The sequence below is a fragment of the Paenibacillus sp. GXUN7292 genome, from assembly GCF_050864975.1.
Taxonomy (GTDB): domain Bacteria; phylum Bacillota; class Bacilli; order Paenibacillales; family Paenibacillaceae; genus Pristimantibacillus.
Genome location: NZ_JBOZWO010000025.1, coordinates 13,054 through 30,790, shown reverse-complemented (window position 1 = coordinate 30,790; position 17,737 = coordinate 13,054). Strand labels below are relative to the sequence as shown.

Below are 17,737 nucleotides of genomic sequence, written 5' to 3'. Positions count from 1 at the left end.
ATGGGTCTTTGGGCTTTTTATGTGGAAATTAGTCAGGCAGCTCAATGGCTTCCAATATCCGCTGTGCTGCCATACATAACTCCAAATGATGAAAATCGAGTCCGGAGGTGTTTCTAAGCGGCCCGGATGCAGCGGCGCGCAGCCATTCATTAAAAGTATAGATCGTGTATTTGTTCATTCCCTTGGCCGCGGCGAGCATCTCCGTCAAACGAATAATAAAGGTCATTGCCGAAGCGTCCGCCGGCAACCGCATGTTGCCTGACAGCTTTGGCACGATGGCGCTTCTCCACAGCTCTCGAGAGGATAGGCCGCTCATGCCAAGCATGCGGCCGATGCCAAGTACCTTGGCATCAGGCAGGGAATCGAGCATCTCTTGGCACATCTCCTCGCTCGTACTGCCGACATCAATGCAATAGATGCTTCCTTGCAAGCCCTTGAGCAGGCGAATGGCATCATAGTAGCCCATGTCTAAGCTGCGGCGAATAGATTTCGGGTTAAAGCTCATGATGCCGCCAAGCCGCTCGGAGGGCAATATCGTTGTAAGCGTGATGTTAGGATAATTAATTTTGCGGTTAACACCGATTGCGCGCGTCCGGACTGCAACCACATTTGTATAACCATTGTGAGCTAGCATGTTAATGGGGCAGTTGTCATATAGACCGCCATCGATGTAAGCCTTATTGTCGATAACGGTTGGCTGAAAACCTGGGAAGGAAGCGCTGGCCAACAGATAATCTACCAATCGTCCCGGCGGAATGTTGTTTTTGTATAGTTCATATGGTTTTCGATCGGTCAAGGATACGGTCACTAAGCCGAAGTCTGCTGCAGCACTCCTCAGCCTTTCTTCGTCGACAATGGACGCGATCAAGTGCTTCATTTTTCGCGTATCTATGCCTCTGCTAGTGATCAGCTCGCGCGTACGCGCGGCCAAATGACGCAACGCGCTTGAGTCCAGCTTGCGGTTCAGCAACAGAAAATATTCTTCGTCAGACATATTAAATAATGAGCGGGCGTCAAGGTGTTCCCACATCTGATAGCCGCGTTCGAAGTCCCCTTGTGCAATAATCGCTGCATTGATGGCGCCAATGGAGGTGCCTACAACCGCCCCGAAGCTATGTCCCATCTCCAAGTATGCCTTCACAACTCCCATATGATAAGCGCCTTTTGCACCACCGCCTTCAAGTGCAAGCCCCAAAACTGACATGATTCCAACCCCTCTGTCCTAAACGATAGACTCTGAGAATATCTATTATAAGTTATGATGAAAATGTTTAAAATGGAATGCCGAATACGAACAATTTAGTTAGTTGGAAACGATACGCTGAAATATCCCGAAAAACACGATTGTATATGAAATTTCATACAGAATAAGCCGAAATGCCCCGAAAACCACAATTGTATATGAAAATTCATACAGAATCGGTTGGTGCCACCTCAAACCGGCTAATTGTATATGAAATTTCATACACATTACGCTGAAATGCCCCGAAAAACACAAATGTATATGAAAATTCATACAGAATCGGTTGGTGCCACCTCAAAACTACTTTTAGTTGGCACGTGTTTGAAGACAGAAGGGTCACAAATAATATATGTTTTAGCGAGCCGCTTCTGAATTGAAAAAGCCTGCCGCACGGCAGGCTTTTGCCGTTTTCATCAAATGAACATAACGTTGTCTATTAACATAAGACTGCAGAGGCTAAACGCTGTGCTCATAGCACAAGCCCCATAGATTGACGATAAATAACAGGGGATACACCTACAATGTCTTTAAAAACCCGATAAAAGGTCGGTAAGCTTTGAAAGCCGCATTCAAATGCAATATCGGCAACTGCTTTGTCTGACCCCGTTAACTCTCTCTTGGCAGCCTGGACACGCATGAGCGATACATAATCAGGGAAACGGTATCCTGTCGTTTCCAGAAATGCGCGGCTGATGCGCGATGCACTTACTCCCAGCTCATCTGCTAGCCCCGCTAAGCTTAACGGCTCGCGAAAGCGCCGCTCCACCAAGTTGGCCAGCGATTGTGCTTGACGCACTGTTTGCACTATTGTCTGCTGCTCATCATCGCTGCACAGCTCGCTGTAATGGCGGAGCAGGCGGCCGCATAACTGAATAAGCGCGCTTTTAGCCATTGCTAGATAGCCAGGGGATTTTTCCCTCAGCTCTTGTGCTATTGCAAGTATCCAAGGCGCAAGCTCCCCCGCAAGAGGCGAGCTGCCGGAAATATGATTGCGAAAATGAGTAGAACGATAGGAAAAGGGCAGCAAAAGGCCGGGCTCCTCCGCCAACAGCAGCGCGGGATCAAAGTTAATAAAGAGGTAGCGGCTTGGATCATCAGGGTCAGATTGTGCGATATGGCGTTCCTCATTATTGACGATAAATAAATCGCCAGGACAAGCCGTATAGCGTTTGCCGCCGAAGAAGAAATAGCCTTTGCCCGACAAACAGAGGCCGACTTCCAGACTTGAATGCATGTGAGGCGACTGCCTGTTAGTGGTGGGTGTCCATTCGAAAGCGTTAATCGGAATCGGATGATCGTATGTTATATGCAGTTTCATTGCATCAATACCCCCGATATTAATCGTGTTATAAGGTAAGTATACAATAAAGAGCCGCTTTTTTGACTGCATGGAGATGATTTAGGAATGGTCAACTTGGAGGCAAACGGACTACGATCCGCTTGTTGAAATAAACGGCCATGGTTGACCCGATCCAGGATGAATGGGTACCGGACCGGGTCAGTGCCATGAGCATTGCATTTGTCGTGCAAGGATATGCAGCCTTGGTCATGGCAAAGCACTGCACCTTTTGCAACAAATAGCGCTAAAAAGCAGAGTTTACTGCTGAAGTTTTCGGAAAACATTATGGCTTCTGCGAGCGCATTCTGAAATGGCAATCGGGTGGAAACCACTAACCTCCGCATACAAAGTATCATTTAGAGGGGCAATCCAGGTGTCAGGCAGTGCTGCCGCTCCAAGGGATGCACCGAGAATGGAACCGACGGTAGCGCCATTGCAATCTGTGTCCCAGCCGCCAAGCACGGCTGTAGTAATACCCTTTTCAAAATCACCGCCGGAATAGATGAGCGCTGCCGCGCATAAAGCAGCATTATTGTTGGTATGAACACAGTGATAGTGCTTAAAGGCGTCCCATATTTTTTCGACCAGTTCCAACTGATCTGTCGTATTTTCGGCAATTTGGACCGCCAGTGCAATGTCTTCTGCCAGACGGCTGTGCTGTGGAATTTCGCTCAATCCTATCTCAACGATCCGTTTAACATCGCTTTCAACGAATGCGGCTGCAATCATTGCGGCGCAGAACATGGCGCCGTAAATACCGTTCTTCACATGTGAGAAGGAAGCATCCCGCCAAGCAAGCTCAGCTGCAAGCTGGGGCTGGCCGGCAGCACCGTATGCATAGCCGTCAACACGGATTTGCGCCCCGATCCATTCGCGGTAAGGGTTCAAATAGGAACGTCCCCAATGGATATGCTTCTCCCAATCGTCGGGCTGATCGCCGTTAATATGCGAAGTGACTCGAGCAAAATTCAAATATGCCTGTGTTTCGGCAGTGAATACTTGACCGAATGGCAGAAGACGATGCCACAGCTTGCCGACATGCCAGGAGTTAAAATCCAGGCCGCGTTCCTCAAGCATGAGCAGTCCTAGCACGGTGTAACGAATATCATCATCTGTTTCCATGTAGCTGATATGATCTCGGCAGCTTGCCAGACTGCTCCAGAGGGCAAGCTCAAGGCCATATTGAGCCTCGGCAGTTGACTTGCTTGGTGTATAGTGGCGAATCGGCCATTGTCCCGCGCCTTCAAACCAAAGCTTAATATTGTGCCAGCCCGGTCTGCCGTCTGAGCCCCGCATAAAGGCAGGAGCCTCCAGCGGCTTGCCCAGTGCGCAGCCTGCCGAGCGTCCGAGCCAAGCGCCATAAAACTTGTTTTGCCATTCATTATCATCCAAATGACTGACGATAGTGCGCGGTCCTTCTGGGCGTTGAGCACGAATCTCTTCCAACTCCGACGGCTCAATATACTTAAAATCGGCACTCGGCTCAAGAGCCATTAGTGCATGATAAACATCCATAATTTGAGCCTCAGCCATGCCGGCTGATTCCAGTCTTTCTGCAAAACCCGTTACGTCGCAGCCTTCTTCTTTGCGTTGCTGTATTTCCTCTCGAACAATTTCGTTCAGTCCAATCCATTTTGTCATAACGGCGTCCTCCCAAGCTATGTGTATTCTTTATTACCTGATTATAGCCAGTATGATTGATTATGGCTTCTCAAAAAATGGACGAAAACTTCTCATTTTTTGCGTATCGAGCAATGGATTTTGAATCAGGCGAGGCATTCTCGATCTCCGCTTTAGGTCGGTTATCCGGGCTGTTACAAGGTTGAGGTCATAGATAGTCTGAATACTAGCCATTTACTTGGAAACAATATCCTTTAAAGGTATCAGCTCATGAAAGCCTTTAAAGGCAGCGTCGAGAAGGCGAAAAAGGACAAGGAAACGGCGTGATTTTATGACTGTGAAACTAAGGGAGTACAACAAAAAAAGAAATTTTGAAAAAACGTTGGAGCCGGAAGGAGCAACAGAAGCTTCGGAGGAAGGTTTGAGATTTGTCGTCCAGCACCATATGGCCAGAAGGGAACATTATGATTTACGTCTGGAGTGGGAAGGGGTTCTCTTAAGTTGGGCAGTGCCCAAGGGACCTTCCTATGATACACATGACAAGAGGCTAGCTGTAATGGTGGAGGATCACCCGCTGGAATATAGAAACTTTGAAGGGACAATTCCCAAGGGGGAATATGGCGGCGGAATAGTGATGCTTTGGGATGAAGGCTTCTGGGAGCCGTATGGAAATGTGGAGGAAGGGCTTCGTAAGGGAGAGCTGAAGTTTATTCTGAGAGGAGCACGGCTTAAGGGAAAGTGGGTTTTGGTCCGGTTGAAAGCGAAGGCCGGCGAAGATAGGGATAACTGGCTTTTGATAAAGGAAAGAGATGAGTATGTCAGAACTGATGACGGGATATCTGAATTTAGCACCAGTATTAGAACCGGACGCACCATGGCTGAAATAGAAGCGGGAGAAGAGGAAAAGATTATAAGGAACCCTTTCAGCAGGGTTGAGGTGCAGCTTGCCAAGCTAGTTAATACGGTTCCTAAGGATGAGGATTGGCTCTACGAGTTGAAATACGACGGATATAGAATTGTTGCGTTTGTGGAGGGCAACAGTGTCCGGCTGATAACTAGAAACGGTAATGACTACATGGAGCGGTTCCATAACATAGCCTCATCCCTTATTGATCTTGCTGCAGGAAGGGCAATGGTTCTCGACGGTGAAATTGCAATTACGGATGAATCGGGAAAGACAGATTTTCAGGCTTTGCAGAACTATATGAAAAATCGCGAAACGCTGACTCTGACCTATATCGTCTTCGACCTCCTTGCGCTGGATGGTGCGGATCTTCGGGGGCGCCGTCTGATTGACAGAAAAGAAATGCTTGAGACGCTGATGGAGAATGCTCCGGATAACCTTTACTATAGCCGTCATATTAAAGGGAATGGAAAAGAAAGCTTTGCTGCAGCCTGTGAGGCAGACATGGAAGGGATAATAGGTAAAAAGGCCAATTCTTACTACAGTGGAACAAGGAACGGCGACTGGATCAAGCTGAAATGCGATAAAAGACAGGAATTCGTCATCGGAGGCTACTCTCTTTCCGACAAAAAAACGAGCGGGATAAGTTCCCTTTTACTTGGTGTCTATGAAGATGATGAACTAGTTTATGCCGGACGCGCCGGTACGGGCATGGGCGAGATTGACATGAAAGCTCTTGAGAAAAAATTTGAAAAACTGAAGAGATTGGATGCGCCCTTCAAGCTTGCACCAAAGCCTAGACCGAAGGAAAAGCTTACGTGGCTTGAACCTGAGCTGGTGGCGGAAATCAAATTTGCCGAATGGACCAAAGAAAATTTATTGAGGCAAGCAAGCTACAAAGGCTTAAGGCACGATAAAGATCCCAGGGAAATAAAAAAGGAAAAAACAGAGGATGAAATACAGCCTCAATCGCCCGCCATAGAAGTGGAGAGATCAATAATAGCAAATTCAAAAAGCATCATTATCGAAGGAATAGCCATTACGAATCCGGACAAGGTATTGTTCGACGAACCTGTCATTACAAAAGAAGACGTGATCCGGTATTATGCAAAGGTTTCAGATCATATGCTGTCCTATGTGAGCCGCAGAATCCTCACTCTTGTACGCTGCCCCAGGGGGATATCACAGACCTGCTTCTACAAGAAGCATCCCGGTCCAGGCAGTAAGGAAATTGTCACGATACCTATTACTACAAGCAGTGGAAAAACAGAAGATTATTTCTATATTGAGAGCTTATCCGGGCTTATATCCGAAGCGCAAATGGGCTCACTGGAATTTCATATTTGGGGAAGCCGCATAGATGAGCTTGAAAAACCTGATATGATGGTATTTGATCTGGACCCGGATGAAGGAATGGAGCTAGACAGGGTGCGACAGGGCGCGAGGGACATGAGAAGCATTCTTGCCGAGCTTTCACTGCATTCCTATCTCAAAACTAGCGGCGGCAAGGGATACCATGTGGTTGTCCCATTAAAACCGGTCATGACCTGGGATAAGTTTCATGATTTTGCTAAGCGTGTTGCTGAGGTGATGGAGCAGAAGTGGCCTGACCGCTACACGAGCAATGTCAGAAAGGCTAGTCGCACTGGAAAAATATTCATCGACTGGATTCGAAACGGCAGAGGCGCTACAAGTATCGCACCCTATTCTATAAGAGCGAGGAAAGGGGCTAATGTGTCCATGCCTATCGCGTGGGACGAACTTGACACAGTTGCTCCTGATGGTATTAATATGGCAGATGCGCTTTTAAGAATCGGCGGCAACGATCCTTGGAAAGATTTTTTTCAAACATAAGAAAAATGTAAGTATGGGCAGCAGGGAGACGCCAGCATGATTCACCGGAATCGTATCTCTCTCGCATCTCCCTGCTTAACCTTAACCTTTACCTATAGCCGCTAACGTTGGCAGGTTTTCCTGCGTCCATTATTTCTACAAGGTAGCGCCAGCAATCGGGCCTAGAACCATCAACATCCGTGAAGCCATATACCTGTGCCAACTGGCCGCTTGAAAGGGACTGCCCATTAAATCGCATGACTTGAGGATCCGCGGCTAAAGCAGCGACTGCACGCCCTACATAACGCGGTGATTCTGATATTAGAAAATGAGGTTCTCTCTCGGCGGCATCCTGCCAGTTTTCTTCTTTCACCATAAAATGCTCAAGCATGATTTCTGAGCGCATCCAGCCGGGAGTCAGTGCAACAGCTGTACATTGATAGGGCTGAACTTCTTGAGCAAGAGCCCAGGCCATACGATTAATAGATGTTTTGGCTTGATCGTAGAACATCGATATTCTGTAATTTTTTTGATTATATTCGAAAGTTCCATCTGTCATCTCGATGATCAGCCCATTTTTGTTTTTTATTAAGAGGGGGAGTGCAAAATGGCTCGTAATTAAATGCGAATCTATAGCGAGCCTCAGCATGCGCAGACCTTTTTCTAATGAATGCTCCCACACAGGCACATGCCATTCAGCCAAATGTTCAGCTCCCCAAATATCATTCACAAGTATGTCCAACCGCCCTTGTTCTTGCTCAATACGTTCTATCAAAGCCTGTACTTGTTCAGGGATTAAATGATCAGTTTGTATAGCGATGCCTCTTCCGCCTGCCTTAGTGACAAGCTCTGCCGTTTCTTCAATCGTTTCAGGTCTGTTGTATTCGGAACGTTCTGCTCTTGTGGTTCGTCCTGTGACATAAACCGTTGCTCCAGCTGCTCCCAGCTCAATAGCGATACCGCGCCCGGCGCCCCGTGTTCCCCCGGCAACCAAAGCAATTTTTCCATGTAAAGATTTCATCTCGTTAGCCTCCTTTTAGAAGTTGTCGATTTGTGGATAGAGCAACAAGCAATAGAAAGGGATGCCACTACGATCAAGATTGGGATTCCGACCGCTGTTGTAGTCCAATTTTTCTGAATGAATAACCCCTGTAAAGGATAAAATTGGCCTACAAAGGCGGACGCTGACGCTTCTCCATTCCCATTCTTGCTCTCCGTTTCCCCTTTCTCATTGCTTATCAATAGTTGCCCACAATTAATCGACACCCTGTTTTGTTGCATTATTTAATATTGTAATCTATAATTACGACATCTTTTGTCATATATAAAAAACTTATTGGAGGCCAATTCATATTAAGATTTTATGGCCAGAAAATAACCCGCAGGCGTGAACCCAGGCGGGTTATTTTCGTTTATTTGTGAAACTGCGAAAGTAGTCTTTTTGTCGATACTATACATTCATCTTCATCATCTGATAGGTCAGCGATCGGACAGCCAATTTCAAATATCTGTAGTAGCTTTTAATAGGGATGTTCAAATATTCCGAGACAAATTCATGTGTGCCTATTTTTTTGATATAGGCGTGCTGCAAGATGCGATAGAAACGTTGTTCTTCCTCACTTCCGTCAAGAAAGGTTTGCATAATGTCACGAATGTTGGTTTGAATTAGTTCAGCAATCTTGTCTGTAACCTGCCCGGCAATGGATTGCGGCAATAACGGGCGCAAAGTATGGGTAATTTCCGGATGAAGGGGCAAGCGCGGGAAATGCTTCAGCGCCCGCTGCACCAGCTTGACTGACTGCTCAAGAGATAATCCTGTTTCTTCTGAATGCGATAATACGACCTTTTGCTCAGCAGGTACAGAAGATTCCATCAATGAATACATCCGATTCAGCCGAGTGGCTAAATCTTCGTGACTGAGATCCAGCTGATGACCAAAGTATTTAACGCCCAAAGGAGTCGTTGAGTCTGCCCAAGGAGCTCGCTGGAAGCCAAGCAACGGCAAATATTCCAGCCAGTATGGTATCGATATTAAATCGAGAAAGTCAGCATCCTTGTTCCGTTCAATAATTTGTACTAATGCCCGGGCAACGGACCCTGTAATGTCTTGTTCCAGATGTGCGGCTACCCCGGTAATCGAGAGCAAATACTGGCGACGATCGGGACGGATGCGGGTAGTTATGGGCAAGGTGATCGGATTGCTGCGGAATATCCGCACCGTTTGTTCTGTGAGCAAGATGCAGGAGCAGAAAGCGACCAGTTCCTGATCCCGCCATAAACCATAGAAGGCAGACGGATCTACTTGCCCGAGTGGACGTATAAGAGCTTCCAAATGAGTTTCGCCAGGAATAAAGTTACTTTGATTATGCAAATGTTGCAGATATAGCTGTTCGACCAGATCCAGATCCTGCTCTCTGCATTCACGAAAGCGTAGCCGATCATCCCATTGAAAGCGGAAATCGCGAACGAAGTCCAGTTCGTGCAGATATAGCCGTTCAAAGGCCAAATCTGTTTTCTTGTGCGGGAAGAGATCCGCCCGTTTGTATAACGCATCTAATGCAAGTCTGCGGTAGGCTTGGAAAGTTTGCGGCATGCGGTTTCGCAGATCGGTAAATACCCATTGCCGGATCGAATCATGCAAGGACCAGCCGTCTGCTTGCCGGATGACGAATGGAAGTCGACAAAACTCTCTGAAATAGTCGTTAGTTATTTTCTCCTGAAGCAGGGATTGCAGCAATTCCTGATCGAAGCGCCATACTACAGAAGATGCCTCCATATAACGTTTCCAATCGTTCTCCTCTAAATCTCTGGTTAATTCCTCTATTAAGTACGTAATGATGTGATCCTTCTGATATTGATCAAGAAACTGAGTGTTTCCTTTAAGTACAATAATTTCACAAGCAAGCGACAAGGCGAGCGGCAATCCATTCGAAAACTGCTGCAGCGCAGCGACGATCTGTTGATCGGCAATTCCACGTGTGTGGGCGTACATTTGAATTTCTTGAAAAGTTAGCGGCTGCAGCTCCATGTTATGAACGAGAGCATGCCAACCGTCTCGCATCCACTGATCTTCCAATGGATAGCGGCCAGCCGAGCAAATTTTGACAAGCGGACAAAGTTTGGGAATCCAATCCTGATGCAGCCAATTTTCGATTGCACCACACATCTCAAACGTGTCCAGCAGCAGAATAACACTTCCATGTGAAGCAGCGCAGGCATTGAGCATATCTATTTCTGTCCTATCATCTGCGAATTCGGGAAGCGCACGTCGAATTTGTTTCAAAAAATCTTGCGGAAGCTGGAAATCGCTATGTCCGTCCAGGTATATGCATCGGCTGGAACCAGTTGTCTGTGCGAATAGCCGGAGCAGCGTTGTTTTTCCAATACCGCCAGGACCATAAATGTGAAGCAGTTTCCAATCATGGTTTGATAAACATTGTTCGAGCATCGCTAATTCTTCGCTTCGCCCAACAAAGAATGCTTTTTGCTGTGTGATCAATAAATCACCTATATCCATAGGAACCAGTCCTCCCGATTTCCTCAACGCATCATAGACAGGCAGGTCGCCGCCGAGCCAGTTCAATACAGCTAATTATATCATAGACGGAATGAATGAAGCGTTTTCATTATTTTGTGTACAAGCATGAATATGAGAGTAATTTGGCGTATTATTTGAGATTTTTTGAAATGTATAATTGTAGCTACTGTGTTGAAATCTTGAGGAGGGATCTAAAACAAGCTAGCTATTCGAAAACAGTTTATGAAAGGGTGAACTCATGGACAGACATGAACAATCTGGAAGGGAAAAAGGTACAACAAGTTCCGGAATGGATGAGAATCTGGCCGGCGTTTTGTGTTACTTATGCGGGTTTATAACGGGAATTATTTTTATGGTTATTGAAAAAGAGAATCGTTTTGTGCGGTTCCATGCGTTGCAATCTATTTTTGTATCTGCAGCGATCATAATTTTGAATCTGGTAATAAATCTTATTCCGATATTAGGACTTATAATCAGCATTTTTATCATGCTGGCAGCATTCGTTTTGTGGATTGTTTTAATGATGAAAGCTTATCAAGGCCAATGGTTCAAATTGCCGATTATCGGAGACATGGCGGAGAAGCAACTGAAATAGGCCTATGCAATACTGGCAATATCGATTAAATAATGAAGGGATTGTGATTAATGAAGAAAATAATGCGAATATTTCTGTTATGTTTGCTCTGCGTCGCCTTGATTCCTGTCAATGGGCAAGGGGCAGAAGCCAATTCCAGAGAAATTCAAGTGTACTTTGAAGGAGAACGCTTGAAATTCGAAGATACTGACCCGATACTGATCGATAGTCGCACGATGGTTCCATTTCGTAAAATCTTTGAAACGCTTGGTTTTGAAATAGAGTGGATTGAGGGAAAAGTACGCAAGGTGATTGGCAAGAAGGCAGGCTTGACGATTGAATTGACGATTGGCAGCAATAAGGCAATAGTCAACGGGAAAACTGTTGCATTGGATGTGCCAGCGCAGATCCGAAACGGCAGAACGCTTGTCCCATTGCGATTCGTATCAGAAAACAGCGGGTTTCATGTTTATTTTGCTGATAATGCAGGTACTTTCATCATTGGAATTGGCGCCACGGAGGAATCGGCAGATCCGGGCATTGTGAAGAATCCGCCTGCTCCGAAGCCATCCACGCCGCCGATTGATAATAAAGTGGAGCCTTTTGTGGTTAAGGGCCGCATCGTCAATATCGAGGGCCAACCGGTGCCGGGGGCAGAAGTATGGGCAGACAATACGCTCCTGTATAATAGCAATATCTTGGGGGCGACCGATAACAACGGCTATTACCGATTGGAACTTCCGAATGCAAATACATCTTACCGGATGGGAGCAAGACTAGATACAGAGTATGAAGGTCAAACTTATAGCTTTTATATGGAGCCGAAGTCAAATCAAGGCTTTGCCGGAAGCACTGGAGCGATAAGAGATTTTACGCTTGATATCAACATTGGAGAAATTGAAGTACACAGCTGGGATAGTTTATACCCGTATGATGACAATGCGCCATGGTTCGAGATGGAAGATGTTGAGCTTACGCTGAAACCGGTTGGCAAGCTGGTAGACGGAAGTACAGGCAGTACGATAACCGGATTTCCTATTCGCCATGATGGGGATCGGTTGATGCAAATCCCGGTTGGCACATACGAAATTTCTGCTATTTGGAAACCTGACGGTTATAAGGCAGTTCCATTATTGGTTAGCCTTAAGGAAAATGAACAGTATAAAGAGAAAATTACGGCAAATTTCAAAAGTCCGTTTACAGGCCATCATCTTATTCAACTTGAACTGCAATTTCCTTAATGCTGTGAAGCAAGCGAAACCGATAGAGCAATGAGTAAAACGCAACCTGTCTAGGTTGCGTTATTTTTTAATAGTATTCCGTAGCTGATCCAAAAATTTATTTACTGCATTAGAAAATACTTGATGTTTTTTCCAAATGAAATTTAAGTCAGCTTCTAATCGAGGACTTAATGGTATGAAGCAAAGCTTGCTGTTTTGATGTATGATAGCTCATTGCTGACAGTAGTTCTTCCGTTAATGTGATTTTCCGGTTCCCTCTTGCAAATAAAACTGTTCCTAATTCTATTCTAGGTCGTGCAATTGATATTTGAGTCATATCATTCTATGATTTCATTGAAAACTTTATTTTCTCGAGCGAGGACTATATATGGCGATTCAGGATAAGGTAAAGAGGCGGAATCAGAGCTCGCGACGGGTTCAATGACTGGCATGAATGTTGTGATTGCTACTCTTAATCATTGCCAGAGAATACGGTTGTCGCAGGAGTACCGGCAAAAGAACTGAAAAAGATTAATGATTGAATGGATCAAGCAGAGGTGAAAAATATGAGAGCTGACAGACTTATTCGTATTATGATTTTGCTCCAAAATAATATGCAAATGACAACAAATGAGCTGGCTGGCGAGCTTGGAGTGTCGGATCGGACTATTTTACGTGATATGGATGCCTTGAGTCTTTCTGGAATACCTGTTGTTGCTGAGCGGGGAAAAACGGGAGGATGGCGGCTAATGGATCATTTTCAATCACAATTGAGCGGTCTGAAGCTGGAGGATATGAAGGCATTATTTATCCTTCCCTCTGAAAAAATGCTGGAAGATTTGGGGGTTCAGACGTATGGGTCAGATATCCGCCAGAAGCTGCTGGCATCTTTGCCTCATTCAACGAAAACAGAAGGGCGGCATTATCTAGAGAAGATCTATATAGATACAGGCTCATGGAAGACATCCGAAGTAAAAAATAAAACCTTTCTTATCGTTCAGCAAGCATTATGGGAGGACAAGAAGCTTAATATGATGTACCAAAAAGCAGATGGCGTCTGCTCAAACAGAGTTGTTTGCCCTTTGGGCCTGGTGGCGAAGGGAAGTGCTTGGTATTTAGTTGGATTAAATGAAGATGGTGAATACCGTAACTTCAGATTGTCAAGAATCGTTCAGGCTGAAGCTGGACATGAAGGATTTGCAAGACCAGAGCACTTTAAGTTAAATGAGTATTGGAAGCAAAGCAAACGCGAATTTACCGAATCATTGCCTTCTTTCGAAGTGAAAGTATTGGCAGATCCAACAACCGTAGGCCGTATGACATTTACGGATAAATTTGTGGAAAAAGTGGATGCAGATGAGCAGCTAACAGACGGCACAATTCTTGTTACATTAAACTTTAACACGGAGCAGGAAGCTATCGCTTACGTACTTGGTTTCGGCGGGGCGATGAAGCTGGTGGAACCTGAATATTTAATTGGGAAAATAGTTCAGCAAGCAAAGTATATTATTGAAATGTATGACGCGGATTAATCGAAAATATGGGTATGATGAGCAGTCAACGGAGGACATAACCTTGAGACTGCTTTTTTGTTTAAATATAAGAGTTTATAAATTTTTCACAAAACGCGCACGTCGAGAGGGCGGCGGAAGCCGTTTATCCTTGACTACTTATGCATATGGATATTATTGAGATTTCAAACAGACAATAGACTGTAGAATAGCTAGCACGAAGTGAAATAATATATGACAGATTAGAAAAGTTAAACATTTCAGAGGTGAGGTAAAATGGAGCTTTGGTTCCTTGGTACAAGTGCAGGTATGCCGATTCGCGGAAGGAATGTTACATCTGTAGCCATACGAATAAATCAGAATAGTGGATCTTTTTGGATGTTTGACTGCGGGGAGGGTACCCAGCAGCAAATGTTGAAAACTTCTTTGAACCTTAATCGATTGATGAAATTATTCATTACACACTTACACGGGGATCACGTCTATGGTATCCCGGGTTTATTAAGTAGCCGCTCATCGTTTGGATGTACAGAATCTTTGGAAATTTATGGACCTCCAGGATTGTGTGAATATGTGGAGACGAATTTGCGGATAACGGGAACTCATTTGGGTTATCCGATTAAGATTGTGGAAATTACAATTGAGGATTTGGCAGATCTTGAAGCAGAATCTAGAAGTGTGTTCCGACATACGGATATGGCAGTAGAATTGCGTCCATACATCATTTAAACGAAGCGGCCATTGGGCTGGGAATCTCTGTAGGACCACTGCTTGGTGGCAGCCTCGGTTCGATTTCTTGGAGAGGACCGTTTTATGGTGTGGCTTGCTTAATGGGGATAGCGTTTCTGCTGCTTCTGTTTATGATGCCCTCCCGCAATCCTAATGCAGCATTGAAGAAAGCGGCGCCACCCGCCCAAAAGACATCGATTTTGGACCGGTTTCGTGCTCTAAAATATCCGGCCCTGCTCATACTGGGGATCGCAGCGCTTCTGTATAACTTTGGATTTTTTACCCTGCTGGCTTATTCTCCGTTCGTCATGCATCTAGACGAGCATGGCTTGGGTTTCGTTTTTCCGCTCACTAATGTTTCTGTAGACAGCTGAAATAATTCTATTTTGCTCAAGCGGATTTTGCTTGAGCTTTTTGTTTATTGGGAAAGTATACCCAAGGGGTTTACGCAGTGCCGAAGCAGCCACTGTGTACGATTTTCCATACAAAAGTTGCCTCGCATAATAACGGCTGTAATTTACAATTGACGAGATTAGAGTTACGTGCTAAGATACTTAAAAATTAATATATAAAACCTAGTTCCTTATAATAAACTACTAAAGAACGCAAAAGAATGGTTTTTAACTAATGCTTGGGCAAAGTTACTTTAAGAATGTAATAGCAATACGTCGTGGATAATACCGTTTAGTCAATAATGAGGAGGAAAACGATGAGATTATCCGGAAAAGTATGTTTAATTACAGGCAGCGGGTCAGGCATAGGCAGAAGCACAGCGCTTCTGTTTGCCAATGAGGGAGCGACGGTTATAGTAAATGATCTTAATGAAGCTGCGGGTAAGCAAACCGTTGAAGAAATTCGCGAGCAGGGCGGCCAGGCTTTGTTTATCCACGCAGATGTAACCGCTGCAGAATCCGTATCGGATATGATCGATCAAATTGTAGCAGCGTATGGAAAGATCGATGTGCTGCTGAACAATGCCGGGATTAGCGGAGTAGGTGCTCTGCACGAAGTCGAGGCGGATACGTGGGATCGAATTATGAGTGTGAATGTGAAAGGCGTTTTTCTGCCAAGCAAATATGCTGTCCTGCAAATGATGAAGCAAAGAAGCGGCAATATAATTAATATGTCGTCCTGCATTGCGGAGATAGGGCTGGCTAGAAGAGCTTCTTACTCGGCTACAAAAGGTGCCGTGCTTTCTTTAACAAAATCTATGCAAGTGGACTATGCTTCGTATAATATTAGGGTGAATGCTTTGCTTCCAGGAACGATTATGACACCGTTTGTTGAGAAGTACTTAACAGAATCCTACAGTGATCCTGAAGCGGCATTTGCTTCCATTAAGCGTAGGCAGTTAAGCGGTGAGATTGGCCGTCCGGAAGATGTGGCTAAGGCGGCGTTGTTTCTGGCATCGGATGAGTCATCGTTTATGATGGGTTCACCTTTGTATATCGACGGCGGCGTTACTTTTGGAAAAAATGCATAATTAGGAGGCTTAACTATGAAAACGATCACATTTATGAAAAAGGGCATGCCAGCTCTTGGGCTGAAGGATGCTGAACGTATTTTGGATGTTGATGCTGCCTGGAATATTTACGGCGGCGCTGCTCCCCGTACTGATATGGAATTAATAGCTGGAGGTACTGCGGCAATGGCCGAGCTGGAAGCCTTAGCAGCCAAAGCTCAGTCCAATCCAGAATTATGGCTGAAGGAAGAAGACATCGTATGGGGACCGAGTGTAACCCGTCCGAACAAAATCATTTGCATCGGCTTGAACTATAGAAAACATGCCGATGAGACAAATGCTCCTTATCCAACTTATCCGATTTTATTTAATAAATTCAATAATACACTTACAGGCCATCAGCAAAACGTGGCGATCCCCCGCGTGACAGATAAGCTGGATTATGAAGCTGAGCTTGTCATAGTTATAGGCAAGGAAGCTAAATATGTATCTAATGCAGATGCGCTGGGCTATGTTTACGGGTACACGATGGTTAATGATTTGTCTGCAAGGGATTTGCAGCTGCGCACTGCACAATGGCTGCTTGGCAAAACATGCGATGACTTTAGCCCGCTCGGTCCTTATCTTGTATCTGCCGATGAGGTAGGAGACCCTAATCAATTGGAAATTCGCGCGATTGTCAACGGTGAAGTAAGGCAAAATTCAAACACGTCGGATATGATCTTTAATTGCGCTGAGATTGTAAGCTATATTTCACAGCATATGACTTTGACGCCTGGCGATATTATTTTGACAGGTACGCCTGAAGGCGTTGTGCTTGGCTTGCCAGAGGATAAGCAGGTTTATCTGAAGCCTGGCGATGTCGTCACGATAGAAATTGAAAAGCTCGGACAGCTGACGAATCATTTTGTTGAGGAAAAAGACGAGCGATCAGAATGGAGAAGGTGAATCATATCACAGAGAAGGAAAAGCCGAAATATTGGGTACCGGCGATCGAGAAGGCGCATTTGGTTATGAATTTGGTTTGCTCATCTCCGCGAAAGTATCGGCTAATGGATTTGGTTCATGAGACTGGAATTAATAAAAGCTCCATGTTTTCGCTTTTGCAGACGATGGAGGCTTTAAATTGGATTGTATTGGAACCTGATGGCACTTACTCTAATGGTTCAGTTATTGCCCAGTGGGCAGCTTCTTTCTACAGGCATAATGATTTGATAAGCGAATTCAGAAAAGAAGCTTCCCTGTACGCTGAGGAGCTTGGCGAAACGATTCAATTGGCTCGATTGGAGCATACGGATGTTGTATATTTGGCAAAAGAAGAATGCAGCTATTCCCGTGTACGCTTAGTCAGTGAGCCCGGCATGACTTATCCCGCTCATATAACTGCGCTAGGCAAGGTGATGCTGGCAGGGTTAACGGATAAAGAGGTTCGATTGCGCTATGCGGGTCAGGCTTTGGAGCAGCCAACGCCTAATAGTGTTAAAGACTCCGGGGAGCTATTCAAGCAGTTGGACGAAATTAGAAAGCAGGGCTGTGCATTTGATCTGCAGGAAGCGGTTATAGGCTTCTGTTGCGTGGCAGCTCCTATTACGAATAGCAGCGGGGAAGTCGTGGCTGCGGTAAGCTGCTCGATGCTGCAGCAAGTTTGGGAAGAGAAGAAAGACAGAGCTGCATTGCAAATAAAGACGCTGGCTCGCAAGCTCACGCAAGCAGCACAGCAATAAATTAAGTTTGAAGTCCCTCTTGCGTAAAACATAACGCAGG

13 protein-coding genes and 1 pseudogene are annotated in these 17,737 nt (G+C 45.3%); 9 read left to right on the top strand and 5 right to left on the bottom strand.

Annotated features, from left to right (window positions below):
- Nucleotides 1-28 precede the first annotated feature (28 nt).
- From ACRRU2_RS18930 to ACRRU2_RS18920, 3 genes are all read right to left on the bottom strand, one after another.
- Nucleotides 29-1,204 (bottom strand): patatin-like phospholipase family protein, encoded by a 1,176-nt coding sequence (locus tag ACRRU2_RS18930; RefSeq protein WP_432504072.1) that lies wholly within the window; start codon nucleotides 1,202-1,204, stop codon nucleotides 29-31.
- A 508-nt stretch (nucleotides 1,205-1,712) separates the two neighbouring features.
- A complete protein-coding gene (locus ACRRU2_RS18925) occupies nucleotides 1,713-2,561 on the bottom strand; it encodes an AraC family transcriptional regulator (protein ID WP_331699029.1) in 849 nt (282 codons plus the stop codon).
- 279 nt (nucleotides 2,562-2,840) lie between these two features.
- The gene (locus tag ACRRU2_RS18920) at nucleotides 2,841-4,223 is read right to left on the bottom strand and encodes an ADP-ribosylglycohydrolase family protein (protein WP_432504070.1); all 1,383 of its coding nucleotides are present in this window, start codon (nucleotides 4,221-4,223) and stop codon (nucleotides 2,841-2,843) included.
- A gap of 310 nt (nucleotides 4,224-4,533) precedes the next feature.
- On the opposite strand from ACRRU2_RS18920, the gene ligD reads away from it, so the two are divergent.
- A complete protein-coding gene (ligD, locus tag ACRRU2_RS18915) occupies nucleotides 4,534-6,960 on the top strand; it encodes a DNA ligase D (RefSeq protein WP_432504068.1) in 2,427 nt (808 codons plus the stop codon).
- Nucleotides 6,961-7,048: 88 nt separating this feature from the next.
- On the opposite strand, the gene ACRRU2_RS18910 is transcribed toward ligD, so the two are convergent.
- Both ACRRU2_RS18910 and ACRRU2_RS18905 read right to left on the bottom strand, forming a co-directional pair.
- Nucleotides 7,049-7,960 (bottom strand): SDR family oxidoreductase, encoded by a 912-nt coding sequence (locus ACRRU2_RS18910; protein WP_432504066.1) that lies wholly within the window; start codon nucleotides 7,958-7,960, stop codon nucleotides 7,049-7,051.
- Nucleotides 7,961-8,389: 429 nt separating this feature from the next.
- Nucleotides 8,390-10,456 carry a hypothetical protein gene (locus ACRRU2_RS18905; protein WP_432504064.1) on the bottom strand — a complete coding sequence of 689 codons (2,067 nt, stop codon included), beginning with the start codon at nucleotides 10,454-10,456 and terminating at the stop codon, nucleotides 8,390-8,392.
- Nucleotides 10,457-10,715: 259 nt separating this feature from the next.
- Here ACRRU2_RS18905 and ACRRU2_RS18900 point away from each other — a divergent pair, with 259 nt between their 5' ends.
- The 8 genes and pseudogenes from ACRRU2_RS18900 (at nucleotide 10,716) to ACRRU2_RS18865 (ending at nucleotide 17,697) form a co-directional block, all read left to right on the top strand.
- Nucleotides 10,716-11,072, top strand: coding sequence for a DUF4870 domain-containing protein (locus ACRRU2_RS18900; RefSeq protein ID WP_432504062.1), 357 nt, complete (start codon nucleotides 10,716-10,718; stop codon nucleotides 11,070-11,072).
- 50 nt (nucleotides 11,073-11,122) lie between these two features.
- On the top strand, nucleotides 11,123-12,292 hold the full coding sequence (locus ACRRU2_RS18895) for a stalk domain-containing protein (protein WP_432504060.1): 1,170 nt from the start codon (nucleotides 11,123-11,125) through the stop codon (nucleotides 12,290-12,292).
- A gap of 545 nt (nucleotides 12,293-12,837) precedes the next feature.
- Entirely contained in the window at nucleotides 12,838-13,803 is a 966-nt protein-coding gene (locus ACRRU2_RS18890; protein WP_432504057.1) for a helix-turn-helix transcriptional regulator, read from the top strand.
- Nucleotides 13,804-14,058: 255 nt separating this feature from the next.
- The gene (locus tag ACRRU2_RS18885) at nucleotides 14,059-14,511 is read left to right on the top strand and encodes an MBL fold metallo-hydrolase (RefSeq protein ID WP_331699021.1); all 453 of its coding nucleotides are present in this window, start codon (nucleotides 14,059-14,061) and stop codon (nucleotides 14,509-14,511) included.
- Nucleotides 14,508-14,855: pseudogene (locus ACRRU2_RS18880) on the top strand (MFS transporter); the annotation flags it as partial. The gene ACRRU2_RS18885 and the pseudogene ACRRU2_RS18880, both read left to right, overlap by 4 nt.
- A 365-nt stretch (nucleotides 14,856-15,220) precedes the next feature.
- Complete coding sequence (locus tag ACRRU2_RS18875; RefSeq protein ID WP_331699020.1) at nucleotides 15,221-15,994, top strand: SDR family NAD(P)-dependent oxidoreductase; 774 nt, start codon at nucleotides 15,221-15,223, stop codon at nucleotides 15,992-15,994.
- A gap of 15 nt (nucleotides 15,995-16,009) precedes the next feature.
- Nucleotides 16,010-16,921 carry a fumarylacetoacetate hydrolase family protein gene (locus tag ACRRU2_RS18870; RefSeq protein ID WP_331699019.1) on the top strand — a complete coding sequence of 304 codons (912 nt, stop codon included), beginning with the start codon at nucleotides 16,010-16,012 and terminating at the stop codon, nucleotides 16,919-16,921.
- Entirely contained in the window at nucleotides 16,909-17,697 is a 789-nt protein-coding gene (locus ACRRU2_RS18865; protein ID WP_432504054.1) for an IclR family transcriptional regulator, read from the top strand. Before ACRRU2_RS18870 ends, ACRRU2_RS18865 begins: the two co-directional genes overlap by 13 nt.
- Nucleotides 17,698-17,737 lie beyond the last annotated feature (40 nt).